This window comes from Streptomyces sp. GbtcB7, from assembly GCF_019091445.1.
GTDB classification, from domain to species: Bacteria; Actinomycetota; Actinomycetes; order Streptomycetales; family Streptomycetaceae; genus Streptomyces; species Streptomyces mirabilis.
Genome location: NZ_JAGXJM010000038.1, coordinates 47,546 through 74,027, shown reverse-complemented (window position 1 = coordinate 74,027; position 26,482 = coordinate 47,546). Strand labels below are relative to the sequence as shown.

22 protein-coding genes are annotated in these 26,482 nt (G+C 69.7%); 9 read left to right on the top strand and 13 right to left on the bottom strand.

Annotated features, from left to right (window positions below; translation table 11 throughout):
- Positions 1–2 precede the first annotated feature (2 nt).
- The 3 genes from KVT44_RS43665 to KVT44_RS43655 are packed head-to-tail and all read right to left on the bottom strand — an operon-like array spanning position 3 to position 3,134.
- Complete coding sequence (locus tag KVT44_RS43665; RefSeq protein ID WP_225900799.1) at positions 3–809, bottom strand: carbohydrate ABC transporter permease; 807 nt, start codon at positions 807–809, stop codon at positions 3–5.
- Between the two features lie 47 nt (positions 810–856).
- Complete coding sequence (locus tag KVT44_RS43660; RefSeq protein ID WP_217573546.1) at positions 857–1,792, bottom strand: carbohydrate ABC transporter permease; 936 nt, start codon at positions 1,790–1,792, stop codon at positions 857–859.
- Positions 1,793–1,799: 7 nt separating this feature from the next.
- The gene (locus KVT44_RS43655; protein WP_217573544.1) at positions 1,800–3,134 is read right to left on the bottom strand and encodes an ABC transporter substrate-binding protein; all 1,335 of its coding nucleotides are present in this window, start codon (positions 3,132–3,134) and stop codon (positions 1,800–1,802) included.
- Positions 3,135–3,524: 390 nt separating this feature from the next.
- On the opposite strand from KVT44_RS43655, the gene KVT44_RS43650 reads away from it, so the two are divergent.
- Positions 3,525–4,526: a LacI family DNA-binding transcriptional regulator gene (locus KVT44_RS43650; protein WP_190173590.1), complete on the top strand. Its 1,002-nt coding sequence runs from the start codon at positions 3,525–3,527 to the stop codon at positions 4,524–4,526.
- A gap of 190 nt (positions 4,527–4,716) precedes the next feature.
- Here KVT44_RS43650 and KVT44_RS43645 read toward each other — a convergent pair whose 3' ends face one another.
- Entirely contained in the window at positions 4,717–5,175 is a 459-nt protein-coding gene (locus tag KVT44_RS43645; RefSeq protein ID WP_217573542.1) for a PPOX class F420-dependent oxidoreductase, read from the bottom strand.
- Positions 5,176–5,445: 270 nt separating this feature from the next.
- Here KVT44_RS43645 and KVT44_RS43640 point away from each other — a divergent pair, with 270 nt between their 5' ends.
- From KVT44_RS43640 to dhaK, 4 genes are all read left to right on the top strand, one after another.
- Positions 5,446–6,306 (top strand): class II fructose-bisphosphate aldolase, encoded by an 861-nt coding sequence (locus tag KVT44_RS43640; protein WP_217573540.1) that lies wholly within the window; start codon positions 5,446–5,448, stop codon positions 6,304–6,306.
- Positions 6,307–6,310: 4 nt separating this feature from the next.
- Positions 6,311–7,174: an HAD-IA family hydrolase gene (locus KVT44_RS43635; protein WP_217573538.1), complete on the top strand. Its 864-nt coding sequence runs from the start codon at positions 6,311–6,313 to the stop codon at positions 7,172–7,174.
- Positions 7,175–7,196: 22 nt separating this feature from the next.
- A complete protein-coding gene (gene dhaL, locus KVT44_RS43630) occupies positions 7,197–7,853 on the top strand; it encodes a dihydroxyacetone kinase subunit DhaL (RefSeq protein ID WP_217573536.1) in 657 nt (218 codons plus the stop codon).
- 71 nt (positions 7,854–7,924) lie between these two features.
- Positions 7,925–8,920: a dihydroxyacetone kinase subunit DhaK gene (dhaK, locus tag KVT44_RS43625; protein WP_190173585.1), complete on the top strand. Its 996-nt coding sequence runs from the start codon at positions 7,925–7,927 to the stop codon at positions 8,918–8,920.
- Between the two features lie 74 nt (positions 8,921–8,994).
- Here the strand turns inward: dhaK and KVT44_RS43620 are convergent, their stop codons facing one another.
- From KVT44_RS43620 to KVT44_RS43605, 4 genes are all read right to left on the bottom strand, one after another.
- A complete protein-coding gene (locus KVT44_RS43620) occupies positions 8,995–9,852 on the bottom strand; it encodes a hypothetical protein (RefSeq protein WP_217573534.1) in 858 nt (285 codons plus the stop codon).
- A gap of 220 nt (positions 9,853–10,072) precedes the next feature.
- Positions 10,073–11,512, bottom strand: coding sequence for a gamma-aminobutyraldehyde dehydrogenase (locus tag KVT44_RS43615; RefSeq protein ID WP_217573532.1), 1,440 nt, complete (start codon positions 11,510–11,512; stop codon positions 10,073–10,075).
- A gap of 16 nt (positions 11,513–11,528) precedes the next feature.
- On the bottom strand, positions 11,529–11,930 hold the full coding sequence (locus tag KVT44_RS43610) for a nuclear transport factor 2 family protein (protein WP_217573530.1): 402 nt from the start codon (positions 11,928–11,930) through the stop codon (positions 11,529–11,531).
- A gap of 73 nt (positions 11,931–12,003) precedes the next feature.
- Entirely contained in the window at positions 12,004–13,539 is a 1,536-nt protein-coding gene (locus tag KVT44_RS43605) for a cytosine permease (RefSeq protein WP_054228478.1), read from the bottom strand.
- 104 nt (positions 13,540–13,643) lie between these two features.
- Here KVT44_RS43605 and KVT44_RS43600 point away from each other — a divergent pair, with 104 nt between their 5' ends.
- On the top strand, positions 13,644–15,095 hold the full coding sequence (locus KVT44_RS43600) for a PucR family transcriptional regulator ligand-binding domain-containing protein (protein ID WP_217573528.1): 1,452 nt from the start codon (positions 13,644–13,646) through the stop codon (positions 15,093–15,095).
- Between the two features lie 190 nt (positions 15,096–15,285).
- Here the strand turns inward: KVT44_RS43600 and KVT44_RS43595 are convergent, their stop codons facing one another.
- On the bottom strand, positions 15,286–16,470 hold the full coding sequence (locus KVT44_RS43595; protein WP_217573526.1) for an MFS transporter: 1,185 nt from the start codon (positions 16,468–16,470) through the stop codon (positions 15,286–15,288).
- A 54-nt stretch (positions 16,471–16,524) separates the two neighbouring features.
- Here KVT44_RS43595 and KVT44_RS43590 point away from each other — a divergent pair, with 54 nt between their 5' ends.
- Complete coding sequence (locus tag KVT44_RS43590; RefSeq protein ID WP_254650703.1) at positions 16,525–17,397, top strand: helix-turn-helix domain-containing protein; 873 nt, start codon at positions 16,525–16,527, stop codon at positions 17,395–17,397.
- Here the strand turns inward: KVT44_RS43590 and KVT44_RS43585 are convergent.
- The 4 genes from KVT44_RS43585 to KVT44_RS43570 form a co-directional block, all read right to left on the bottom strand.
- Positions 17,313–17,963, bottom strand: a complete 651-nt coding sequence (locus KVT44_RS43585) for an HdeD family acid-resistance protein (protein WP_254650702.1) — start codon at positions 17,961–17,963, stop codon at positions 17,313–17,315. The genes KVT44_RS43590 and KVT44_RS43585 overlap by 85 nt on opposite strands.
- 243 nt (positions 17,964–18,206) lie before the next feature.
- Positions 18,207–18,626, bottom strand: a complete 420-nt coding sequence (locus KVT44_RS43580; protein WP_217573524.1) for an STAS domain-containing protein — start codon at positions 18,624–18,626, stop codon at positions 18,207–18,209.
- Positions 18,627–19,051: 425 nt separating this feature from the next.
- The gene (locus KVT44_RS43575) at positions 19,052–20,035 is read right to left on the bottom strand and encodes a 3-hydroxyacyl-CoA dehydrogenase NAD-binding domain-containing protein (RefSeq protein WP_217573522.1); all 984 of its coding nucleotides are present in this window, start codon (positions 20,033–20,035) and stop codon (positions 19,052–19,054) included.
- Positions 20,036–20,122: 87 nt separating this feature from the next.
- Complete coding sequence (locus KVT44_RS43570; RefSeq protein WP_217573520.1) at positions 20,123–20,674, bottom strand: HdeD family acid-resistance protein; 552 nt, start codon at positions 20,672–20,674, stop codon at positions 20,123–20,125.
- Positions 20,675–21,036: 362 nt separating this feature from the next.
- Between KVT44_RS43570 and KVT44_RS60755 the strand changes: the two genes are divergently transcribed.
- Both KVT44_RS60755 and KVT44_RS43560 read left to right on the top strand, forming a co-directional pair.
- The gene (locus KVT44_RS60755; RefSeq protein ID WP_217573519.1) at positions 21,037–23,559 is read left to right on the top strand and encodes a lysylphosphatidylglycerol synthase transmembrane domain-containing protein; all 2,523 of its coding nucleotides are present in this window, start codon (positions 21,037–21,039) and stop codon (positions 23,557–23,559) included.
- Positions 23,560–23,744: 185 nt separating this feature from the next.
- Positions 23,745–26,432 carry an AAA family ATPase gene (locus KVT44_RS43560; protein WP_217573518.1) on the top strand — a complete coding sequence of 896 codons (2,688 nt, stop codon included), beginning with the start codon at positions 23,745–23,747 and terminating at the stop codon, positions 26,430–26,432.
- The last annotated feature ends 50 nt before the right edge of the window (positions 26,433–26,482 follow it).

Below are 26,482 nucleotides of genomic sequence, written 5' to 3'. Positions count from 1 at the left end.
GGTCACTTGAGGGAACCGGCGGCGAGCCCGGTGCGCCAGAACCGCTGGAGGAGGATGAACACGATGATCACGGGCACGATCGACACCAGTGAGCCGGTGATTACGGACTCCTGGAGCAGCGGGGCCCGGGCGGTCTGGCCGTTCCACTCGTACAGGCCGAGCGTGATCGGGAACAGCGACTCCTTCTGGAGCATCACCATCGGCAGGAAGAAGTTGTTCCAGATGGCCACGAACTGGAACAGGAAGATGGTCACCAGGGCCGGCGTCATCAGCCTGGACGACACCGAGAAGAACGTGCGGAACTCGCCCGCGCCGTCCAGCCGCGCCGACTCGATCAGCTCCTGCGGAACGGCGGCGTTGGCGAAGATGCGCGCCAGGTAGACACCGAACGGGCTGACGATGCTGGGCAGGAACACCGCGAGGTAGGTGTTGACGATCCCGGTCGCCGAGAAGAGCAGGAACAGCGGCAGGGCCAGTGCGGTGGTCGGGACGAGGACACCGCCGAGCACGACGGAGAAGAGGAACTCCCTGCCGCGGAAGCGGAACTTGGCCAGCGCGTAGCCGCACAGGGCCGAGATCAGGGTGCCCACGGCCGCGCCCAGCACCGCGTAGATGACGGTGTTGACGGCCCACCGCCCGAAGATGCCGTCGCTGCGGGTGAACAGGATGCGCAGGTTCTCGAACAGGTTGAAGTGCGAGAACGCCAGCCCGTTGGTGGTGGCGAGCTCACCCTGCGGCTTCGTCGCCGCGACGACCAGGAAGTAGACCGGCAACAGGAAGTAGACGGCCAGGAGGAACATCAGGGCCATGACGGCCGTACGGCTGCCCCGGCTCTCGCGGATCGTGGATGGGTTGCTCACAGTCCCGCCTTCTTCGAGGTGAGTCGCATGAACCCGAAGCTCAGGACGAAGGTGATGACGGCGATGACCACCGAAATGGCCGCGGCCTGCTGGTAGTTGTTCCCGGAGGCCACCGCGTACGCCAGCATGTTCGGGGTGAACGTGCTGGAGATGTTCGAGGAGATCTGGCGCAGCACGGCCGGCTCGGCGTAGAGCTGGAGTGTGCCGATGATCGAGAACACCGTCGTCAGGACGATCGACGGCGCGATGATCGGGACCTTGATCCGCCACGCGATCGTCCAGTTGGTCGCGCCGTCGATCTTGGCGGCCTCGTAGAGCTCCTGCGGGATCGACTGGAGCGCCGAGTACATGATCAGCATGTTGTAGCCGGTCCAGAGCCAGGTGGAGACGTTCGCCGCCGACCACAGCACGGCGCCCGGACCGAGGAAGTTGGGGTGCAGGCCGATGCGCTGGAACAGGTCGACAACGGGGCTGAGTTGCGGCGAGTACAGGTACGACCACATGATCGCGGCGATGACGCCGGGCACGGCGTACGGCATGAACGCGGTGATGCGGAAGAACGCCTTGAGCTTCAGCAGGGGCGTGTCGAGCAGCAGCGCCATGACCAGCGCGACGAACAGCATGACGGGCACCTGCACGATGCCGAACAGCCCGATGCGGCCGATGCTGTTCCAGAACTCGCTGTTCTGGAACACCTGCGTGTACTGGTCGAATCCACCGAAAGTCGTGTACGAGGTCCCGTACTGGCCTCCGGCGCGGCGCACGACACGGAAGCTCTGCCAGAGCGCGTAGCCGACGGGCACCAGGTAGAACAGCACGAACGGCAGGAAGAACGGGGTGAGGAACGCGATGACGGTGCCCGCCCGGGGGCCGCCGCCGCCTGGACGGCGGCGGCCACCTGACGTCACCGCGCGGGGTGCGATGTGGGTCATTCCGAGGTCACTTGCCCGCCGTGGCCGGGATCGCCTGGGCCTTCATCGACTTCAGGGCGGCGGCCTGGGCGGCCGAGAGCGCGTCGTTCAGCGTGCCGTCACCGGCCGCGGCCTTGGCCATCGCGTCCTGGAGTGCCAGGTTCACCGTCTTCTGGGTGGGGCCCCAGGCGAAGTTGGTGTCGATCTTCCTGGACGAGTCGGCGAAGACGTCGAAGATCTTCTCGTTGTTGTAGTACGGCACACCCTTCGACAGCGCGGGCAGCTTGAGCCCCGCGTCAGCCGCCGGGTAGAGGCCGCCCAACTGGTTCTCCAGTGCCAGCGCCTCCGGGTCGGAGTTCAGCCAGGTGTTGAACTTGACCGACTCGTAGAGGTGCGTGCTGCCCTTCATGAACGCGACGGTCGAGCCGCCCCAGTCACCGGAGGCGCCGTTCGCGCCCCACGTCGGCATCGGTACGATCGCCCACTTGCCGGACTGCTTGGGCAGGTTGTCGCGGAACATGCTGTAGCCCCAGGCGGCACCGACGTAGCTGGCGATCTGGTCCTTCTGGTACGCGGCGTACATCTGCGTCGAACCGTTGGCGAGGTCGGTGCGCACGAGCTTGCCGGCGATCAGCTTCTGCCAGTAGTCGGCGACCTGCTTGCTCTGGTCCGACGCGACGGTGACGTGCCACTTGTCGCCGGAGTAGCTGTACATCTGGGCGCTGTTCTGCCAGAGGAGCCCGTTGAACCACTCGGCGTTGTTCGGGTCGAAGAACGTGATGTCGAGGCTGGGGTCCGCCTTGTGCAGCTTCTGCGCGGCCGCCGCGTACTCGTCCCAGGTCGTGGGGATCGCGATGCCGTGCTTCTTGAAGATGTCACTGCGCACGTACAGGGCCATCGGACCGGTGTCCTGCGGGAGGGCGAAGACACCCGTGCCGCCGAAGCTGGTCTGCGACCAGGTCCACGGCACGAACTTCGACTTGGCCGCGGTGGCCGCCGAGCACGCCGAGGCGTCCACGAAGGCGTTCTGGGTGCGCAGGGCGGGGAGCTCGTCGTAGCCCACCTGAGCGAGGTCCGGCGCCTTGCCCGCCTTGAGGGCGTTGCCGAGGGTGCCGTACTGGTCGTTGGAGATGTTCTTCGTCTGGACCTGGATGTCCGGGTTCTTCTTGTTCCACAGGTCCACGACCTTGTCCATGCCTGGAACGGTGTTCCAGTACTGGAGGGTGACCTTCCCCTTGGCGGGGGTGCAGGAGGCCGCGGACGCCTTGTCCGACGGAGCGGACGACGAGCAACCGGCGAGGGCGACGAGAGTGGCTGCCGTGGCGACGGCGGCGAGACGGGTGCGCGTGACTGTCTTGCTCATGTTTTCCGTTCCAGAGAACGACTAGCGGCGGCGCTAGGCGGGTCGACGTTGACAGCTCAGGCGGGGATGCCTTCTGGTTGGGATAAGGTTCGTGAGCGTTCACGTGAACGTTCACGGGAGCGCTCACGGGAGCGTGTTATGAAGTGATTCGGAGTTTGCGCCGCGGCACGGCCGAGTGTCAAGACTCTCGAGTCGTCCGTGGGTCCGGCAGGTTAAGGAGAGCTCACATGACGCCGCTGACCACCGGTGATGGCCTGGCGCCACCGGCGAAGGCCTCACCACGGCCATGATCGTCGAGCGCCCGCGCACAAGGTCGCACCATGGCTTCGGCCCGGTGCATACTCAGTGTCCCTACGGCGCGCCTGCGTCGACACAGGTACGGAGGTAGTGATGGCGTCGTCGGGGACCGGACCCCGCAGAGTGACGATCAACGATGTGGCCCGGACCGCAGGAGTGTCCCGGCAGACGGTGTCACGGGCGCTCAACGACAAGGGCGAGATCGACGTCACGACCAAGCAGCGCGTCCTGGACGCGGCGCTCGCGCTGGGGTACCGCCCCAGCAGGTTCGCCAGAGGGCTCGTGCGACAGGACACCATCAGCGTCGGACTGGTGATCCCCGACCTGCTCAACCCGTTCTTCACCGAGGTCGCCGCGGCCGCTCTGGACGCGGCGCGGTCCCGTGGCTGGCATGTCGTCGTGTACGACACGGGTGACCGCATCGAGGAGGAGCGCGGCACGCTCCAGGTGATCGCCTCCCAAGTGGACGCCGTGGTCGGCTATCTGAGCCAGCCCGAGGACGAGATCGACAAACTGGCACGCGGGCTGCCCGTGGTGCTCATCGACCGGGAGCACCGTACCGAACGGTTCAGTTCCATCCGGATCGACGGCGAGGAGGGCGTCCGCGCGGCCATCGCGCACCTCGTCGAGTCCGGACACCGGCACATCGGCATGCTCGACCACGCGGGCCGGTCCGAGCCCAGCATCCGCCATGCCTGGTTCGCCGACGCGATGGCGGCCTGTGGGCTCGACGCCGGCCCGGTGAGCCGCGCCGACCAGAGCGTGGAGGGCGGGGAGAGCGCGCTGAAGGACCTGCTCGCCGAACACCCGGATGTGACAGCCGTGTTCGCCTTCAACGACATCGTCGCCATAGGTGCGCTGCGCGGAGCGCGCCGGCTCGGACGCGAGGTTCCTCGCGACCTCGCGGTGATCGGCTTCGACGGCCTCCAACTGGGGGCGCTCGTCGAGCCGCCGCTGTCCACCGTGGCCCTGGACACGCGGGCGCTCGGCGCTCTCGTCGTGGAACAGACGGCCCGGCTGCTGACCGGCGAGGATCCGCTCGGCCATGACGAACTGGTGGTGGGGGCGGAGCTCAGGCTGCGTGAGTCCGCGTAGGCCGTGTTCGGAGAGCCGTTCGCGCGGTTTGCCCCGTGTCGGGATGCTCTCGCAGTGGGGTGGGGCGGTGTGGACGGCCGGGGGGAGGGACTGGCCTGTCCGGCCGAGGGAGGGACTGGCCGCCTGTCCGGCCGACGGTGGCCGTCCGTGGTCGGCTCCGTGGCGGTGACCAGCGCCCTCCCGGCGGACCCTAGTCCTTGATGTCGAGCGCCGTGCCGTACAACCGGTCCACCTTCAACCGGATGACCAGCCGACGCTCGTCGATCAACTGCCGCAGGAACGCGGCTTCGTCCTCCGGCTTCGAGTCCTTCGGGACCATCCCGAGGAGTTCCCGCCCGACCGCGTCACCGGGAACCGTCGTGATCTCGGAGACGGAGGCCGTGCCCTCGGCGACGGCGAACGACCACACATCGCCGCCGTGCACATGCAGCGCGGCATGCGGGTCGCGCCGCAGGTGCTTGACCTTGACGCGGTCGGCCGTCGTCGAGAACCGCAGGATGCGGGCCTCGGCGTCCCAGCTGTAGAGCATGGTGGTCAGGTGGGGATGGCCGGTGCGCTTGACTGTGGCGAGGGTGCCGAACTGCTGCTTGCCGAGCAGGTGGGACAGGGCTTCGTCGGACAGGGGGCGCGGTGCGGGACCTTGAGTCATGACGTGGGCAACATCCGCTGCAGGCCCGGCATTTCCTGCGTTCCGTCAGTCCGAAGTCGCCACCGGTACGGCGACGGTGCCGCTGACCGGCCGCACCGGCCCGCCGGTGCTTGCGCGGAAGCTCCCCGATCGCATGGCTCGCTTCGGCGTAACCCCTCTTTCTGGCCGGCCTCGGGCGTGGGCCCGGCCGCCTGAGCCCAGGCCACAAGTGGCGGGGTGTGATCCGCGGGCGTGGAATGGAGGAGGCGGGGGCGGAAACGTGGAGGCGCCGTGGGTGTGACACCGCTGACCGAGATCCTCTCCGGACCTTTCAACGAGCGCTACGCCGTACCGGCCATCAACGTGTTCAACGACCTCACGCTGGAGGCCGTGCTGGCGGCCGCGGTGGAGAACGCGTCGCCGCTGATCGTGCAGACCTCCGTGAAGACGGTCAAGTCCATCGGCAGCGACGTGCTCTACGCCATGTGGACCGCGATGACCGCCGGCATCGAGGTGCCTGTCGCCCTGCACCTGGATCACTGTCCGGAACGCGAGGTCATCACCGAGTGTCTGCGGCGGGGATGGAACTCGGTGCTCTTCGACGCCTCGAAGCTGCCGGTCGAGGAGAACATGCGGCAGACCGTCGAGGTCGTCGCGGAGGCTCGCGCGTACGGAGCCGCGGTCGAGGGCGAGATCGAATCGATCACCGGTGTGGAGGACGGCGTCGGCAGCGACATCGCCGCCGAGCGGCAGGACCTGGCGGTCGCGCTGGAGTTCCTGCGGACCACGCAGGTCGACGTCTTCGCACCGGCGATCGGCAACGCCCATGGCTCGTACAAGCAGGCGCCGGTGCTCGATGCCCAGCGCGTGTCCGACATCGTGGCGGCCTGTCCGGTACCGATCGCGCTGCACGGTGGCAGTGGACTGTCCGACGAGCAGTTCCGCGACCTGATCTCCCGGGGGTGCGCGAAGGTCAACATCTCGACCGCCCTCAAGGAGACCTTCATGAAGTCGAATCTGGCCTTCCTCGAAACGGCGGCGGAGCGGCAGAAGTGGGATCCGCCGTCGCTCTTCCGGGCCGTCCGCCAGGATGTCATCGAGTTGGCCGGTTCTCTGATGAGGCTCTTCGGCAGCGCCGGGCGGACGGGCTGAGACCATGCCCGCGCTCATCTTCGACTGCGACGGCGTCCTCGCCGACACCGAACGTGACGGACACCTGCCCGCATTCAACGAGACGTTCGAGGAGTTCGGTCTGCCCGTGCGGTGGAGCGACGAGGAGTACGCGGAGAAGGTGAAGGTCGGCGGCGGCAAGGAGCGGATGCGGACACTGCTGACCCCCGACTTCGTCGCCGCCGCCGGGCTGCCCACCGACCGGGCCGCCCTCGACGAGCAGGTCGCCGCCTGGCACCGGCGCAAGACCGAGATCTACACCGGGATCATCCGCGGCGGAGGCATTCCGCCCAGGCCCGGCGTACGGCGGGTCGCCGCGGAGGCGCACGAGGGCGGATGGACGCTCGCGGTCGCCTCCACCTCCGCGGAGGCCTCCGTCCGCGCCGTGCTCGAACTCGCCATGGGCCCCGAACTGGCCGCTCACTTCGGCGTGTTCGCCGGGGACGTGGTCCAGCGGAAGAAGCCCGCCCCGGACATCTACGACTTCGCCGTGCACCGGCTCGGCCTCGATCCGGCGCGCGTCGTCGTGATCGAGGACAGCCGCAACGGGATGCTGTCCGCGCTCGGCGCCGGGCTGACCTGCGCCGTCACGACCAGCGCCTACACACAGGAGGAGGACTTCACCGGGGCCTCCCTCGTGGTCACCTCGCTGGGCGATCCGCCGCCGGAGGAGACCGTCACCCGGGTGCTGAGCGATCCGCTCGGCGCCCGCCCGGGGCCATGGGTGGTGCTCGCGGACTTGGCCGCCCTGCTCACCGCCGACGGCGACGCGGGCTCCACCGCATCGGGTACGCCCGCGGCAGGGCCGCCCGGCTCCGCGCCGCCCGGCCCGGATCCTCGTTCGCACTGACGTCGCGGCAGTCAGGAGAGCCATGTCATCGCCATCGACACCCGTCGGAGACCTCGCCTTCGTCGTCCGGACCATGGCCCGGACGGCGGTCGACAACGAAAAGGCATTCGGCGACCTCGACGCCGTCGCGGGTGACGGGGACTTCGGGTACTCCCTCGCTCGCGGCTTCGAGATCGTGCTCGCCGACTGGGACGACCTCGCAGCGGACTCGCCGGCCGAGTTCCTGAAGAAGGTCGCTCTGGTGATCTCCAAGCGAGTCGGCGGCACGTCGGGGCCGCTCTGGGGCACGGCTTTCCTGCGGGCGTCCGGGGCGGTGAAGGACCGGCCGGAGCTGGACGCCGCGGATGCGGTGGCCATGCTGCGGGCCGCGGCCGAGGGGATCAAGGCGCGGGGCAAGTCCGACCTCGGCGACAAGACGCTGCTGGACGCGCTGATACCGATGACCGGCGCCCTGGAACAGCGGCTGGCCGAGGGCGGACCGGGGGCCGACGCGTCGGAGCTCGCCCGGCTGGCCGCCGCGACGGCCCGGACCGCAGCGGACGCAACGACATCCATGCAGGCCCGACGCGGCCGCCAGAGCTACACCGGTGAGCGCAGTATCGGCTCGCCGGACCCGGGCGCGGTGGCGGTCGCGGTCATGGCGGAGCGTGTCGCCGCCGAATGGGACGCACGCGACTGACGGCGGGCGACGGACCTGGCTCCCGGACCGCCTCCCGGCATCCGGGACCGGCACCACGAAGGAGTGACGGGATGAAGAAGTTCGTCAACGACCCGAAGGACTACGTCGCGGAGATGCTGGAGGGGCTGGCCCTGGCCAACCCCGACACGCTGAAGTACGTCCCCGAGTACAACCTGATCATGCGCGCCGACGCCCCGCAGGAGAACAAGGTCTCCATCGTGCAGGGCTCCGGGTCCGGTCACGAGCCGGCGCATGTGATGACCGTCGGCAAGGGGATGCTCGACGCGGCCTGTCCCGGCGACGTGTTCGCCGCGCCGCCGGCCGACTCCGTCTACGAGACGGTCAAGCTGGTCGCCTCCCCGAAGGGCGTCCTGCTGCTGGTCAACAACTACACGGGGGACCGGATGGCCTTCGAGATGGCCGAGGAGCTGTCCCAGGCCGACGGGGTGACCGTACGTACTCTCTTCATCGATGACGACGTGGCCGTACAGGACTCGACGTACACCGTCGGACGGCGCGGGGTGGCCGGCAACTTCTTCGTGATGAAGGCCGTCGGCGCCGCCGCCGAGCGGGGTGCGGACCTCGACGAGGTCCACCGGATCGGAGAGAAGGTCAACTCTGTCACCCGCTCCATGGGCATGGCGCTCACCGCCTGCACGCCGCCGGCGAAGGGCTCGCCGCTGTTCGACCTGCCCGAGGACGCGGTCGAGATGGGCGTGGGCATCCACGGCGAGCCGGGCCGGAAGCGGGAGAAGCTCCAGTCGGCGGACGCGATGGTGGGCGAGCTCGTCAGCGCGGTTGTGGACGACCTGCCGTACTCCTCCGGCGACCGCGTCGCACTGATGGTCAACGGCCTCGGCGGCACACCGATCGGCGAGCTCTACCTGGTGTACGGACGGGCCCACAAGCAGTTGACCGAGCGGGGCATCGAGATCGGGCGCAGCTACGTGGGTGAGTACTGCACCTCGCTCGACATGGCAGGCGTCTCCGTCACACTGGTCCGGCTGGACGACGAGATCTCCGATCTGCTCGCCGCCCCCGCCGAGATCCCGATCCGCGTGTTCTGAGGGAACGGCGACACACCTCGCCCGGAGGATCAGGGGCCGACTTCTGGCCCCAGCAGGTCAAACGTTCGGCGCGGTCAGCCGAGGCACACCAGGAGCAGGCAGATCTGTGAAGGTGACGTCGTTGTCGGCGTGGGGCCCGCCTGCGGTGTTCCCGCGGCCGTGCTGTCGGCCCCGGCGGGCGCGGACGTCTCCTGCGCCGACGTAGTGGTGCGGTCGGGCACCGTTCCGACGGAGGACGGGGAGGCGGCCCGAGGCTGCGGGGTCGCCGACGCCGCCGTCGGATGAGGAGTGGCAGCGGCGAACGGCTGAGCGCTCGTAGGCGTGACGTGGGACGGGGCACTGGCGGACTGCCGGCGCGCAAGGTCGGTCGTGGTCGACTGCGCGGGGGGAGTGTGCGAGGACACGTGGGTTTCAGGTTGTGTCGACGACGGGCCGGGCTGCTCAGTCGCCTGTTCGTCCGCGGTGCCCATGGTCGCGACGTCAGGCGCTGTCGCCGCCTGCGCTTGGTCGGCGGAGTGCCGGTCCATCGAGGCGACGGTCAGGCCGCCTCCGACGAGTGCGACGGCGGTCGCGACCACGGCCCGGCGCTGGTTCTTCTTCCAGCGGGCCATCTGGCGACGCCGCGCAGCCCGCCCCTGCGGTGCGGGCGTCGCGCCCTCGATGTCGCCGTACGGGTCGGTCTGCGGGGCTTCCTCCAGGTCGGCCGCGACCGCTTCCTCGCCACCAGGACGGCCGTCGTGCCACGCCTCCGAGGCCGTGTACTCCCACGGCACCGATGCGCTCACCGCCGTGCCCGTCGGCGCCATGCCGACCCAGGTCGGGACGATGCCACGGTCGGCGGTGGCCGGTGCGATGTCCGGAGCGTAGGCGCCACACCCGGGACATACCAGGGCGCCATTGAGATGCCGCCGACACGAGGAGCAGTAGTCCATTTGCGGTCTTCCTGAGTTGACATGCCGTCGCCCCGCCGGGCCTGGTCGCGTTTCGCACGTTAGATCGAGCAGCCAGCAACGCTAACGAGGCTTTCGAAAGCCTGTGTGCAGTCCGTGTGGCGCTGTTGTGCGGATTCTCCGGGCCCGGCCCACGAGCACGCGTCGGCCGCCCCGGGGCAGGCCCGGGGCGGCCGACGCGTTCCTGGATGTCAGCTGGAGGTCAGAGCGACGTCATGACGTGCTTGATCCGGGTGTAGTCCTCGAAGCCGTACGCGGAGAGGTCCTTGCCGTAGCCGGACTTCTTGAAGCCGCCGTGCGGCATCTCGGCGACGAGGGCCATGTGGGTGTTGATCCACACACAGCCGAAGTCGAGGTTCTTCGACATCCGCATCGCCCGCGCGTGGTCCTTGGTCCACACCGAGGAGGCCAGTGCGTAGTCGACGCCGTTGGCGTACCGCACGGCCTGGGCCTCGTCCGTGAAGGACTGGACGGTGATGACCGGGCCGAAGACCTCGTTCTGGATGATCTCGTCGTCCTGCTTGAGGCCGGAGACCACGGTCGGGGCGTAGAAGTAGCCCTGCTCACCGACCCGGTGGCCGCCCGCCTCGATCCTGGCGTGCTCGGGGAGGCGCTCGATGAAGCCGCTGACCTGGGCGAGCTGGCCCGCGTTGTTCAGCGGTCCGTACAGCACGTCCTCGTCGTCCGGCAGCCCTGTCCTCGTGTCGGCCGCGGCCTTGGCGAGGGCGGCGACGAACTCGTCGTGGACCGACTCGTGGACCAGGACGCGGGTCGCGGCCGTGCAGTCCTGACCGGCGTTGAAGAAGCCGCCGACCACCAGGTCCTCGACCGCCTTCGCCAGGTCGGCGTCCTCGAAGATCACCGCCGGGGCCTTGCCGCCGAGCTCCAGGTGGACCCGCTTGACGTCCTTGGCCGCGCTCTGGGCGACCTGGATGCCGGCGCGTACCGAACCCGTGATGGAGGCCATCGCGGGAGTTGGGTGCTCCACCATCAGGCGGCCGGTCTCACGGTCGCCGCAGATCACGTTGAAGATTCCGCGGGGCAGTGCCAGCGCCTCCAGGACACCGCCGATGATCTCGGCGATCAGCACGGTGGAGGCCGGGGTGGTGTCCGAGGGCTTGAGGACCACCGCGTTGCCCGCCGCGAGCGCCGGGGCGAACTTCCACACCGCCATGAGCAGGGGGTAGTTCCACGGCGCCACCTGCGCGCACACACCGACCGGCTCGCGGCGGATGATGGAGGTCATCCCCTCCATGTACTCGCCGGCCGAGCGGCCCTCCAGCATGCGGGCCGCGCCCGCGAAGAAGCGGACCTGGTCGATGGCGGGGGCGAGTTCCTCACTGCGGGTGAGGTGGAGCGGCTTGCCGGTGTCCCGGCTCTCCGCGGCGACCAGTTCGTCGGCCCGTGCCTCCATCGCGTCGGCGATCTTCAACAGGGCGCGCTGCCGCACGGACGGCGTGGTGTCGCGCCAGACGGGGAATGCCGCGGCCGCGGCCGCCATCGCCGCGTCGACGTCCGCCGCCCCCGAGAGCGGGGAGGTCGCGTAGACGTCACCAGTGGTGGGGTCCACCACATCGAGCGTGCGGCCGTCCGAGGCGTCCGCGAACGCACCGTCGATGTAGTTGCGGAAGGTGGTGCTCATGGAACGTCTCTCCTGGTCAGGCGGCGGTACGGGCGGAAAGGTGCTCGTGGACGGCGACCCAGCCGCCGTCATCGGCGCGGGTGAAGACGATGGTCTCCCGCTCGTGGACCGTTTCCTCGCCGGCGTTGGTGGCGACCCGGGTTTCGACGTCGTGACTGAAAACGGCAGTGTCGCCGAAGTGCTGGATCAGCTGCGCCGACGAGGTGCAGCCGAGGATGCGGAAGCCGTCCTGTTCCACCCACTGCTGCCAGAGCGCGCGGTACTCGGCCGTGGAGCCGAGCCGCTGCGGGGTGGTGTGGAAGAGGAAGGTCGCGTCGGGGGCGAAGGCGCCGAAGTAGTCGTCGAGGCGGCCCTCGGCGAAGGCGGCGACAAGCGCGTCCGCGGCGGTCCGGACTTCCTGGACGGTGGTGGTGCTCATGCACGGCTCCTGGTCACGGGCGTTCGGCGGCGGGGCCGGAACGGCGGGAGTGCGGTTACGGGGGAGTGAGGCCTCAGTGGGCCGCGGCGGGTTCGGGGACGATCTCCTCGCTGCCGCCGGTGATCGGCGGCACCGGGGCATCCGACGCCCGGACGAAGCGGGGTCCGGCCGGTCCGTACACGGCGCGCGGCTCGGGGAACAGAGTGAGCAGGGCGAGGTAGAGCACGACCGCGAGGGCGAGGCCGACCGGCAGCGAGATGTCCGTACCGCCCGCGAGGTTGCCGAGCGGGCCGACGAACTGGCCGGGCAGGTTGGTGAAGAGGAGGGCCACGACGGCGGAGACGAGCCAGGTGGACATGCCGCGCCAGTTCCAGCCGTGCGTGAACCAGTAGCGGCCCCCACGCTGGCGGCGGTTGAAGACCTGCAGCGCGTCCGCGTCGTACCAGCCGCGCCGGGTGACATAGCCGAGCGTCATGACGATCATCCACGGTGCCGTGCAGGTGATGATCAGCGTGGCGAAGGTGGAGATGGACTGCGCGAGGTTGAGCGCGAAGCGGCCGGCGAAGATGAACGCGATGGACAGGGCGCCGATGAAGAAGGTGGCCTGGACGCGGCTGAAGCGTGTGAAGACGCTGGAGAAGTCGAGCCCCGTGCCGTACAGGGACGTCGTGCCGGTGGAGAGGCCGCCGATCAGGGCGATCAGACAGAGCGGCAGGAAGTACCAGCCGGGTGAGATCGCGAGCAGTCCGCCCACGTAGTTCGGGGCGGCCGGGTCGACGTACTTCGCGGCCTTCGACGCGATGATCGACGCGGTGGCCAGGCCGAAGAGGAACGGCAGCAGGGTGGCGATCTGGGCGAGGAACGCGGCCCCCATCACCCGGCGGCGCGGAGTCCCGGCCGGGATGTAGCGGGACCAGTCGCCGAGGAACGCGCCGAAGGAGACCGGGTTGGAGAGCACGATCAGCGCGGCGCCGATGAACGACGGCCAGAACAGCGGGTCGGCGGTGGAGGCGAAGGTTCCCGCGTAACCGGGGTCGAAGTCGCCCGCGAAGGCGAAGGCCCCGAGCACGAAGAGGGCCGATGCCGCCAGTACCGCGATCTTGTTGACCAGCAGCATGAACCGGAAACCGTAGATGCACACGACGAGTACGAGCCCGGCGAAGATCGCGTACGCGATGCCGTAGGTGACGTCCGACTCGGGGACGTGGACGAGCCGGTGCGCGCCGCCGACGAGCGCGTCCCCCGAGGACCACACCGAGATCGAGAAGAACGCGACGGCGGTGAGCAGGGAGAGGAACGAGCCGACGACCCGACCGTGCACGCCCAGGTGCGCGGAGGAGGAGACGGCGTTGTTCGTGCCGTTGGCGGGGCCGAACAGTGCCATCGGGGCCAGCAGCAGCGCACCCGCCACGAGGCCGAGGACGGTCGCCGCGAGCCCCTGCCAGAAGGAGAGCCCGAAGAGGATCGGGAAGGCGCCCAGCACACAGGTCGCGAAGGTGTTGGCACCGCCGAAGGCGAGCCGGAACAGATCGATCGGGCGGGCCGTGCGGTCCTCGTCCGGGATCCGCTCGACACCATAGGTCTCGATTTCGGTGATCGAGCTCGTCACGGGCGCTTCACCTTCCGTTCATGCAAGGGGGACGGTTTCACAGTGTGTGGCCCATGGCTGACCAGCGACAATTGTGTCCATCACAGAGACGTACGCTGTTTTGTGTGGCCAGCAACAAACTCACCGTCGGGGACCTGCTCTCCTTCCCGGCGCTCCAGCTCTCCGTGAAGGCCGGCAGCGGCGGTCTGAACCGGTCCGTGTCCTGGGCGCACGCCAGCGAGCTCGCCGATCCGACGCCCTGGCTCCTGGGCGCCGAGGTGATCATGACGGCGGGCCTGGCAGTCCCCCGTACCGCGGCCGGACAGCGTGCCTATCTGGAGCGGCTGGACGACGCCGGGGTGTCCGCTCTCGCGCTCTCCGCGCAGCTGCACATGCCCCCGCTGCATGACGCGTTCTTCCAGGCGGCGGAGGAGCGGGGCTTCCCGGTCCTCGAAGTGCCGCTCGCCGTCCCGTTCATCGCTGTCGCCCAGGAGATCGCGGCCGCGGCCCAGGAGGACGCCCGGCACCGGCTGGGCGCGCAGCTCCAGGTCTTCGGCGCGCTGCGCTGGCTGGTCGCCGAGGACCTCGACACGCCGTCACTTCTGCGCCGTCTCGAAGGCCTGTCGGGTTACGACGTCTACCTCTGCACACCGCAGGGCCGCCCCCTCCTGCCCGGCGTTCCCGTACCGGATCCCGCTGTCCTGCCCGCTTCCGTCGACGCTCCACCGACGATCCCCGGCGGATTCGTCCTCCCGGTGCCCGCGCCCGGCGGCCCGGCGGGCTTTCTCGTCGCCTACGAGCGTCAGGGCGCCCAGCCCGCGGGACTCGCCGTCGTCCAGCACATCGCCACCGTGGCGGCGCTGCGGCTGGCGATGGTACGCAACGAACGCGAGACGCTGCGCCGCGAGGGCGCGGAGACGCTGGCCGAACTGCTGCAGGAGGTGCTCGACCCGGAGGCGGCGCGCCGCCGGCTCGCCCGGCACTCGATCGAGGGCGACACCGTACTCCTCGTAGTGCGCCACACCACCGACGAGGCGCTGCTGCGCTGTCTGGAGGACCGACCCCATCTACTGCTCACCCGAGGCGAGGACCGCTACGTCCTGGGGGCACCGGAACTGGCGGCGGCCGTCGGTGAGCTTCCGGCCGTCGCGGCCGGGATCAGCCGCCCCTTCCTGCCGGGCGCCGCACTGAAGGTCGCCCAGCGCGAGGCGCTCTGGGCGGTCTCCAAGGCCGTGGAGTCGGGCCGCCCCGTCGTCCGCTACGGCGACGACTCGACGGGCCGGTGGCTCCCCGACGACCCCGCTGTCCTGGCCGCGCTGGTCGAGCACGTGCTCGGCGAGGTGCTGCGCTACGACGAGGCCCATGACTCGCAGCTGCTGGTCTCCGCCCGCACCTGGATGGAGCGCGACCGCCGTACCGAGACGGCTGCGGCGGCGCTCCACATCCACCCCAACACCCTCGCCTACCGGCTGCGCCGCTTCGGCGCCCTCGCCGATCGTGACCTGACGTCGACGGGAGCCCTGGCCGAGGTCTGGCTGGCGATCCAGGCGGCGGGGGCGCTGGGCCTCACCGACTGAGCGCGTCGCTGCCGTCACCGGCCGAGGGACCCGCCGCGGACGGCGGTACCCGCACACCCGCACAGGCCCAGCTGTCCGTCTCCCTGGCCGCAGGTGCCGACCGTGCCCACACCGGGTCGGGCAGCAGCGATCGTTCATCAACACCGACGGCGACACCGCGACCGGTTACCGACTGCCCTGTCCGTCGCCTTCAGCCCTCGACGGTGATCGCCTTCGCCCGCGCCGCCGCCATGGGCTTCGGTGCGGTGGGTTCGGGCAGGGTGCGGAACAACAGCCAGTTCAGAGCGGGCATCAGGATCAGTGGTGTCAGGGCGGTACGCAGGGAGGTCGCGTCGGCGACGGTGCCGATGAGAGGGCTGACCAGGCCGCCGATGCTGACGGTCAGCCCGAGGGTGATCCCACCGGCGGTGCCGACGCGCGTGGGCAGGTAGTCCTGGCCGAGGGTGACCTGCAGGGAGAAGGGAACGTACAGGCCGACGGAGGTCAGCGCCACGAACACGTAGATCGCGGGGCCGGGTACGAACACGATCCCCGCGACGGCGACGACCGTGACGAGGTACGACCAGCGGGCGACAACGACCCGGTCCCAGCGGATGGCCAGACTGCCGCCCAGCACGGAGCCGACCGCGCCGCCGAGATAGAGCACGAACAGCGCCGTAGTGCCCACGGCCGTACCGCCTCCCAGACGTTGCCGGGCGTAGAGCGCGATGAAGGTGCTCAGGCCGACGAAGACGACGGACCGGCAGACCACGGCGAGCGACAGCTTCACGAACGAGGCCGTGTCGTCGGCGCCCGCCGCAACTGCGGTGCCGGAGCCGCCGTGTCCCGTCTTCTCCAGTGCGCGCAGGACGGGCAGGCACAGCACGCTTCCGGCGAGGGCCGGCAGCACGAGCAGTGGCGACAGGCGCAGCCCGCCGGAGGCGACGACGGCGGTGACCATGAGCGGCGCGGCGGCGAAGCCGAGGTTGCCACCGAGGGAGAACCAGCCCATCGCGCTGTGGCTGCCCTCGCTGACGAGTCGCGCGACGCGGGCGGACTCGGGATGGTAGGCGGCGACCCCGACACCGGACACGGCCACGAACACCAGCGTCAGGGCGTAGGAACCACTCAGGCCGCTCAGGGCGATCCCCAGTCCGCCGAGGATCGTACTCACCGGCAACAGCCAGGGCATCGCCCAGCGGTCGGTGAGCACGCCGAACAGCGGTTGGGCCACCGAGGACAGCAAAGACGCGGCGAGCACGATGCCCGAGACCGCGGCGTAGCTGTAGGCGCGCTCGGCGACGAAGAACGGGACCAGTGAGGCGACCGCGCCCTGGTAGATGTCCACGCAGGCATGGCCGACCGACAGCATGATGATCGATCTATTCCTTGGCACATCGCCATGGTCATCGCTGCACACGATGGCGCGCTTCCGATAATCTGCCAGTCAATGACAGAAATCCGCCACGACCCCGTAGCGCCGACCCGCACCCAGTGGCTGGCGTCCGGAGCCGCCATCGACGCCCACCGCCATGACGACCACCAGATCGTCTATGCGGGCCGCGGAGTGCTGGCCGTGACGACCAGCGCCGGTTCGTGGATCGCGCCGGGCACTCGCGCCATCTGGGTACCGGCCGGCACCGTGCATGCCCACCAGGCCCACGGCGAACTCGAACTGCACCTGGTCGGTCTGCCCGCGAGTGACAACCCGCTCGGCCTGGACGAGCCGACCGTGCTGACCGTCGGGCCCCTCCTCCGGGAACTGATCCTCGCCTACACGCACACTCCGCACGACGACAGCCCCGAACGCGGGCGGCTACGAGCCGTGTTGCTCGACCAGTTGCGGGCCTCCCCCCAGCAGCCCCTGCACCTGCCCACCCCGACCACCCCGCAGCTGAGGGCAGTGTGCGAGATCCTGCGCACGAATCCGGCCGACGACCGCACCCTGGCCGCACTGGGCAGGCAGGTCGGCGCCAGCGACCGCACCCTCTCCCGCCTCTTCAAAGCCGATCTCGGCATGACCTTCCCACAGTGGCGCACCCAGCTGCGCCTGTACCATGCCTTGGTCCTGCTTGCCGAGAACATCCCGGTGACCACCGTGGCACACATGTGTGGCTGGTCGTCGGCCAGTGCGTTCATCGATGTCTTCCGCCGTACCTTCGGACACACTCCAGGAACACATCAGCCCCGCCGGCAGACCGGTTCATGCACCACCGACACCTCGCCCGCGACTGCCGCTCAGGCGCTGGTCGGCTCGGACCGGTTCGGGTCGGTACGGCGGCGGCGCTCCTCGAACGAGGCGAAGACCGCCGAGACGCCATAGACGATGCTGAACAGCCCGAAGACGGTGGCGAGTGAGACCGCGCCGATGTCCGGACGGACGAACAGCACGAACGCAAACGCGATCGACACCAGGCCGGTCAGCAGGAACAAGGCCCGCTCGCCCGCCTTCTCGCCGCGCTGGAATGCCAGGACGATCTCCATGACACCGGTCGTCAGTGCCCACGCGGCGATCCAGATGGTGAGCGCGAGAGCCGTGATGCCGGGCCATGCCAGCGCGATCACGCCGGCCGCCAACGAGAGCAGGGCGAGCAGCAGCCAGCCCAAGACGGGCCCCACCCTGTCGCCGGCGAAAGCACGGGCAGCGTCCGTCGCCGCACTCATGAACGCGTAGACGGCGAAGAGGATGACGAAGGCGCCGACGGTGATGCCGGGCCATGTGACGGAGACTATGCCGATGACGACGGCCGGCAGACCGCGCCAGAGGAGTACGTTGGGCGAACTGAGCATGGTGACCTTCCAGATACGAGAGAGTCGCCTCGTTCCTGACACGAAGCGGGAATGCACGGTGCGCTGCCCGACCTCGCCCGAGGCCGTGGCGTTCGCCATGAACGCTAGAGTCGTGGCTCTCTGCCGAGATCTGTCATGCGACTGCTTCCGCTACTTCACCCTTGGCGTGCTCACGACCGACGAGGGTGTGTCGGAGGCGAGGACGCCGCCGTCCTTGCAGGCACGGAGTCATACAGCGCGTGCTCTGCGGCACTGGATTGACGGCCCTTCACGACCTCGACGGTGGGCAGCCTCATTGGCAGGGGATGCCGCCGCCCGTACCCCGGCGAAATGACCGGGTCGCTACAGTGTTACGCCGATGCAGGGCATCAGGCCGGGGGTCTTTTCCCAACCCATGACATGGATCACCTTGCGTGCGCCGGGCGGCGTGGCGTGCAGCAGCAGACGGCGGCCGTCGCGGCTGAGCGTCTTCGCAACGGTCGTCATCATGCGGATTCCGGCGACGTCGATGAATGTGACGTCCGTGAGATCGACGTGCAGATCACCACTGCCGAACTGGACCGCCTCATCCAGAGCTGCGGCTAGTACCTCGCGGGAGCAAAGGTCTATTTCTCCCTCGAACCGCAGCCCGGACGGGCAGACCGTCGAGATGACACGCAGGCGTGGGTCATCCCGTAGCAGGCGTTCGAGGGTCGGAGCAGCCGCAAGGGCGACGGACGACGGACGGAGCGGTCGACGATCGGTCATGGAAAGCCCGTTCATGCTTGTTGGGAGCGCACCACCGTGGCTGCCTCAGGAGAGCCGCCAACGGGGAAGGCGCGGATCGATGAGAGCACCATGTCGAACAGCTGTCGGCTGGGGCTTCTGTAAAGTGACTGACCGTCGTACCACGCTCGGGATTGTCGGTGACCTTCGCCGAGTGGACTGAACGGCTTCTGGGAGTACGTGCGTTGCCGGCTACGGAGACTGGTCGCGCTGCCGGCCCTTCGGATCGTCCTCTTCCTCGGTGCGGAGGAACACCACCGTACCCAGCACGGCGTACCGCGCGGACGGGGACGGTCACCAGTGAGCGTATGCCGTGCTCACGGACCGTCCGCGCCCGCGCGGGGTCATGGTCGAGCAGGTTCCCGGAGCGGCGTCGACCGTCGGGGAGTTCCTGCGGGAAAGGCTGATCGGTTATCGCATGCTCACTGCTTTGGTGCGGGCTCGATGGCGAGGGTGGACGGTGCGGATACCGCCTGCAGCACCTTGATCTGAGCCTCGTCGCGTGCGGCCTCCAGTTCCTCGATGCTCGCGCCGAAACCGGCTTGTCCGGAGAGGAGTTGGACCGTTGACTGGTCGAGTACCGGGGTACCGAGGTCCCGCCAGAGGCTCTCGAGGCCGGGGCCGAGGTGTTCGAGGAAGTGGGGCAGGCCGCCGGAGCCGCCACCGAGGTGGAAGCTGCGGAAGGGGCCTGCCACAGCCCAGCGCAGGCCGACGGAGGAGGTCACGATGTTGTCGAGTTCCGACTCGGTCACCACACCCTGTACGACGAGGTTGACGGCCTCGCGGAACAGCGCGGCTTGCAGCCGGTTGGCGACGAATCCCGGCACCTCCTTGCGCAGCGCCTGAGGCTTCTTGCCGAGCGCCGTGTAGAAGGCGACGGCGCGCTTGACCACTTCCTGGTCGGTCTTCTCGCCTGCGACGACCTCCACCAGCGGGATGAGGTGCGGCGGATTGAACGGGTGCCCGATGACGAGTCGTTCGGGCTGCCGCAGCGCTTGTGCGATGTCGGTGGCGCGAATGCCCGAGGTGGAGCTGAGCAGCAGGGCGTCGGGACGTGCGGCCTGCTCGATCCGGGCGAAGAGGTCCTGTTTGACGTCCAGGCGCTCGGGGCCGTTCTCCTGTACGACATCCGCGTCCGCGACCGCCTTGCCGAGGTCGGCTTCGAAGCGCAGGTTGCGGTCGAGGTCGGCGGTGGGGAGTCCGAGCGCACGCAGGGTGGGGATGGTCTCCTGCAGTTGGTCGTGTACCTGCTGCTCGACGTCGGGCATGGGGTCGCTGACGGTGACGGTCAGGCCGTTGGCGAGGAACAGGGCGGTCCATGAGGAACCGATGACCCCGGCGCCGACCACGGTGACGCGCCGGTGGGTGTCCAGAGTGCCGTGGGTGGCGAGGTGAGTTTCGTTCATGATGGCTCTTCCTGGGTATGCGGGCCGGAGGACTTCAACCGGCCAAGGAGACACACCGGGTGATGGTGCGTCAGGAGTGACGTCGGCTCAGGTGTGTGCCGGCTGCGTACCGCCGGTGTCCTTGAGGACGCGACGCTCTTGGAAGGACGCGACAGTGCCCGCGGTGCCGTAGAAGATGCTGAACAGCCCGAAGACGGTGGCCAGAGAGACCGCGCCGATGTCCGGCCGGGCGAAGAGCACGAAGGCCAGCGCGACCGACACGACGCCGGTCAGCACGAACAGCGCCCGCTCGCCCGGCTTTTCCCCGCGCTGGAATGCCAGGACGATCTCCATGGCACCTGTAGCCAGTGCCCACGCGCCGATCCAGATCGTCAGAGCAAGGGCCGTGATGCCGGGCCACGCCAGCGCGACCACACCGGCGACGACCGACAGCAGGGCGAGCAGCAGCCAGCCGAAGACCGGGCCCACCCGGTCGCTGCTGAAGGCTCGCGCGCTGTCCGTCGCCGCGCCGATGAACGCGTAGACGGCGAACAGAATGACGAATGCGCCGATGGTGATGCCGGGCCATGCCACGGCGACCACTCCGACGGCGATCGCCAGCAGGCTGCGCCAGAGCAGTGAGTTGGGCGAGTTGAGCATCGTGATCTCCCAGGGTGAGGGTGTTGTCTCGTTCCTGACAGGAAGCGAGGGAGAGGCGAGGCATGCGCGCCGGTGGGCCCGACCCTGCTCGAGGTCGCCTTCTCCCCATCGGACGCTAGGGGTGGCCGGCCCGGATGGGGATCCGTCATCCGACTGCGGTCCCTACCTCGGCACTGCGTGCCGGCAGGCGGACCGGTCCGTGAGCGCGTGGCGGCGGACTGTCACAGGACGCAATGCAGTCATGTGACGGATGCGCGAACCACGTTCCGGAGACAGCATCGGTGCCGCCCGAGTGGGGGAGGAGGCTTGGAGGGGGGTGCGGGTGCCGCATCCCGGCTTTCGGCCTGTCGACGAGGAGCCGCGTGATCAAAGTGATCGAAGACCATGGCAGCCAGTCGGCTTCGGACGCCGTTGGCACGTCGGAAGGCTCCTCGGCGCCGGTGATCGATGTTCCGCCCCGACGGGCCGTCCGCCGGACGGCCGATCTGTGGCGGCTGCTGGTGTCCCTGGCCTCACTGGTGGTGACGGTGCTGCTGGCGGTCGCGACGCGTGATCTCGCCCGTGCGGTGCAGCAGGGACTGCTCAGCACGGCGACCGCGCTGCCTCCGGCTCTACGGGACGGTCTCGTGGGAACGGTGCAGGTGGTGGCCATGCTCGCGCCGATCGCCGCCCTGGCGGTGTGGTTCGTACGGCGGCGGGTCGACCCGGTTCTGCGGGTCGTGCCCGCGGCGGCGCTGGGCGCACTGGTCGCGTGGTCGCTCACGCACCTGGCGTTGGTGCGCAGCAGGCCGGACGCGTGGCCGGAGGTGCTGGTCGGCCGGGGCGGTCTGGTGCAGGCAGGCTGGCCGTCGGCCGTGTACCTGGCGGCCTGCGCGGCGGCGGCCTGCGCGGCGGGCCCATGGCTCGGGGCGCGTCGGCGGCGGGCGCTGTGGTCGCTGACCTTCGCGTGTGCCGTGCTGAGCGTCGCTGCCGCGGGGATCGTGCCGCTGGACGCCGTCGCCGCACTCGCCGTGGGCGGCGCGGCCGGGTCGGCCGTGCTGCTGCTGGCCGGGGCACCGGCCGACCGCCCGGCGGCGCAGGCGGTCGCCGACGCCCTCGTCGTCTCCGGAATCCCGGTGGCCACCCTGCGTGAGCTGCCCTCGGACGGGCAGAGCCCTGGTGAGGGGACCCTCTACCGAGCCGAGACCACCGCCGGTTCCCGGGTGGCGGTACGCGTTCTCGCCGCCGAGGACCACAACCGTGATCTGTTCCACCGGCTCGCCCGACGGACGCTCCTGCGCCACCCGGCCGACGCGACCGCCCAGTCACCGCTCGGGGCAGCCGAGCACGAACTCCTCATGCTGGTCTTCGCGGCCCGCACCGGCGCCCGGGTGGACGAACCCGTCATGGCGTATCCGGTGGCCGGCGGCGGCGCGCTCGTGGCGACCGTCGAGAAGGACGCCCGTCCGCTGTCCGCGTTGACGGACGAGGAGACGACCGACCACGTCCTCATCGGGGTGTGGACGTCCGTGGCGCGCCTCCAGGAGCACCGACTGGGACATCGGGCACTGCGCCCGGAGCACGTCCTCGTCGAACCGGACGGTGAGATCCGGCTCTCCGCGTTCGCGCGCGCCCAGCTCAATGCTCCGCCCGAGGTGCTCGGCAGTGACATCGCCGAGCTGCTGGCCACGACCGCGGTACGGATCGGCCCCCAGCGAGCCACCGCGTGCGCACTGGCCGGCCTGGGACCGGAACTGCTGGCGACCGCGCTGCCGTACCTGCAGCCGCTGGCGCTGATGGGCCCTGCGCGACGTGAGGTCGCCCGGTACGACCAGGCCCGCGCACGGGCGGCCAGACAGGGTGCCCGACGGCGAACGCTGCGTGCCGGCGGTCGCCCCAGTCTGCTGAGTGATCTCGCCGTCGAGGTCCGAACGGCCGGTGGCGCGCCACAGGTTCCGCTCGCGCATCTGGCTCGCTTCACGTGGAAGAGCGCCGTGGGCCTGGCGGGCGCGTTCCTGGTTCTCCACCTTGTGCTGCCGCAGTTGGCCAATGCTCCTGCGGCTGTCGACGCGCTGCGCGACGCGCACTGGTGGTGGGTACTCGCGGTGTTGCCCGTCACCTTCGTCTCGCAGGCGTTCTCGACCTGCCTGCAATGGGGCACCATCCCGGACAGGCTGCCGTTCGGCCCCACCTACCAAGTGCAGTTCGCCAGTTCGTTCCTGAACCGGATCACCCCGAGCAACGTGGGTGGCATGGCGCTCAATCTGCGCTACCTGCAGAAGACGGGGATCGAGACCGGGGCCGCCACGGCCTCCGTCGGGCTACAGAGCCTGGCCGGTGCGGTCTCCAACGCCGTCGTCGCCGCTGTCTTCTTCGCCTGGGCGGGACGGCGCCATTCCGGAGTGCATCTGGACCTGCCCGCGAGCCGGTATCTTCTGTGGGCCATCGCCCTGGCGCTCGCTGCCGGGGGTCTGCTCCTCCTCACCCCGCCCGGCCGTCGCTTCCTGCACGACAAGGTATGGCCGTTCCTGCGCGCGGCAGGGTCGACCGTCACCGGGATCGCGGCCGAACCGGCCAAGGTCGTCGTGGGCGTCACCGGCGCTCTCGGCCTGCCCCTCATCCAGATCGTCGGCCTGGCCATGAGCCTCCACGCGCTGGGCGGCGACCTTCCCTTCATCCAGGTCGGTGCCGCGTACATGGCCGCACGCCTGATCGCCAACGCGGCTCCCGTGCCGGGCGGTCTCGGCGCGCTGGAGGCCGGACTGATCGCCGGTCTGACGACGCTCGGCGTGGCGGCCGGGGCGGCCACGTCGGCCGTGCTCGTCTACCGGCTGCTCACGTTCTGGCTGAACGTCCCGCTGGGCGCCCTGGCCCTGAGCGTGGTGCGGCGGCGAGGCTACGTCTGACGTGCGAGTTCGGCGATGGGTGCCGACGCGGTGTTCACGGCGCAGCCGCGCGTCGTACGCTGCGTGGGCTCGGTATCGATGCTTTGTGGTTCTGGGTCCAGTCACATGACTCAAGCCCTGCCGCCGTCGTTCACCTACGATCTCGCTGAGAAGGCGTGGAGCCCACCGGAAGACTGGGGAGACGCGTGTACGAGGGCGAGCTCCTTGGCCGCGATGAGCAGTTGAGAGTCCTGCAGGAACTGATGGGAAGGCTGCCTGCTGCCGGCGGCGCCATGACACTGCAGGGCGGCTCGGGTGTAGGCAAGTCCGCGTTGTTGCGGGCCGTAGCCGAACGCGCCCGGACGGCGGGATGGCAGACGCTGGAGGTTGCCGGGCGTTCCGGCGGCGCACCCTTCAGCGGTCTACGCGAGTTGCTGGGGCCGGTCCTCGACACGGCGGACGCCCTGCCCGCGGAACAGGGCGGGATCCTGCGTACGGCCCTCCAGATCGGTTCCGGGGCACCGCCGGAGCCCTTAAAGGTGGCCCTGGCCGCATTCAACCTGATCACCACGAGGGCGGCCGTGCAGCCCGTGGTGGTGATCGCCGACGACGTGCAGTGGCTCGACAGGCCCACCCGAGACGTATTGGCGTTCATGGCCCGCAGGGCGAGTGACAACCCGGTCGTCATCCTCGTAGCACTCCGCAGAGGACGGAACATGCCGGATGTGCCCGTACTGGATGTGCCGGTGCTGGACGAGCCCTCGGCGCGACGGCTACTGGCCCGGCATGCGGCCATGCTGCCTCCTGCCGTTCGGGAGCGGATACTCGGGGAGTCGCTCGGCAACCCGCTCGCGCTGGTTGAACTCCCCGCAGCGTGGCGCCCGGCAGGGCCGCCGGGTTCGTGGGCCCACCTGCCGGTGAGCTCCGCCTTGGCGACGGCGTTCGCGGCCGGGCTCGGCGAACTGCCGGCGCAGGCCCGGGACGCCCTGTTGGCCGCGGCCGTCGACCAGGTCGGAGACCTCGCGGAGATCCTGGCAGCCGCCTCCGTCCTGGCAGGGCGCGCCGTCGCGGTGGACTTTCTCGACCGCGCGGTCGAGGCCTCGTTGATACGACTCGACAGGACGACACTGCGCTTCCTCCATCCCGTGGTCCGGTTCGCGGTGCTGGAGGCGGAGACCCCGGCCCGCCGGCAGGCCGCCAACGCCGCCATGGCGCGGGTGCTGGCCGAGCACCCGGACCGGCGCACCTGGCATCGTGCCCAGTCCGTCAACGGCCCCGACGACGACCTGGCGGACGAACTGGCGGATGCTCACGCTTCCTTGCTCCGGCGTCACGGCGTCGTCGCGGCCATCTGGGCGCTCGAGCGATCGGCGCAGCTCACCGCGGACTCGGCCACCCGGGGCCATCGGTTCCTGTGTGCGGCCGAGCATGCGTACGGTCTCGGCCGCACACGCCTGACCCACTCCCTGATAGACGAGGCGGAACGTCAGGAGCTCAGTGACGCGGACCGGGCGAAGGCCTGGTGGTTGCGGGACATCTCGGACGCGGACCCGCAGCCCGGTCCGGCCCGGACGCGCGTGCGGGACATCCCCGAGTTGTCGGCCGGCGATCCCCATCTGGCTCTCGATCTGTTGTTGAGCGCGGCGCTCCGTGCTCACAGGACCGATGCCGACCCCGCTCTGCGGGCCGGCATCGTCGCGGCCGCCGAGCGGCTGACCGGCACGAGCGACCCACGGCGCATCGCGGCTCTGGCGCTGGCCGAACCTGTGCTCCACGGCCGGGCGGTGGCCGACCGGCTGCCTTCGAACGAGACGGTGTGGTACCTCTCTGACGCCGACGGCCTCCGGCTGTTCGGCATGGCAGCGCACGCGATCGGCGATCCGGTCCGCGCGGTCGACCTGCTCGGCCGGGCAGAACCGATTCTGCGTGAGCAGGGCCGACTCGGTCTGCTGTCGGAGACACTCCTCACCGAAGCTGCCGACCTGCTGCTGCTCGGGGACTGGCCGCGTGCCGCTCAACTCACCGAAGAAGCGCGCCGGATTCTCGCCGAGACTCGGCAGCCGGCCTTATTCGCCGCGCTGACCGGCATGGACGCGGTCGCCGCCGCACTGCGCGGGCAGGCCGAGCGCGCGGTGGAGCTGGCCGACACCGTGGCGGCATGGCAGCGCACCGATCTCGTCCCGACGCTACGGCTGGCCCGTGGTGTGGCGCGGCTCGGTGAGGGACGGTACACCGAGGCGTACGAAGAGCTGCGACCGCTCCTCGACCCGCCGCACGAGGGCCTGCGGTGGCAGGGCTTCGCCGCGGTGATGCCGTTCGTCATGGCAGCGGATCGTGGCAGCAGCCGTCATGAAGCCGCGCACATACTCGCGGTCCTGGAGGAAGCGGCATGTGTGACTCCCGCCCCGCTGCTGCACGTCCAGCTGCCGTACGCGCGAGCCGTGCTCGCCGCCGACGCGGAGGCCGAGGAACTGTACATGGTCGCGCTGGGTCAAGACCTGGGCCGCTGGCCGCTGGTCAAGGCACGTACGGAACACGCGTACGGACAGTGGCTGCGGCGCCGTAGGCAGGCCGCTCGCTCGCGCACGATGCTGCTCTCGGCACGGACCGCCTTCGAGCTCATCGGAGCCTCCGACTGGGCGGGCCGCGACGCTGCTCAAGCAGCTGACAACCGGCCTGCGTCCGTCACGGAGCTGTTGTCACCCCAGGAGACACTGATCGCCCGGCTGGCCGCGGAAGGGCTCTCCAACCGGGAGGTGGCGGAACGACTGCACCTGTCACACCGTACGGTCGCCGCACATCTGTACAGAGCCTTTCCCAAGCTCGGAATCACCTCGCGCAGTGAGCTGGCGCCGCTGTTGAAGCTGCCGGAACCGGCCGCGAGCGACCACTGAACCTGCGCTCGCCGCACCGCCGGATGCGTGGGCGGGATCAGTCAAACGAC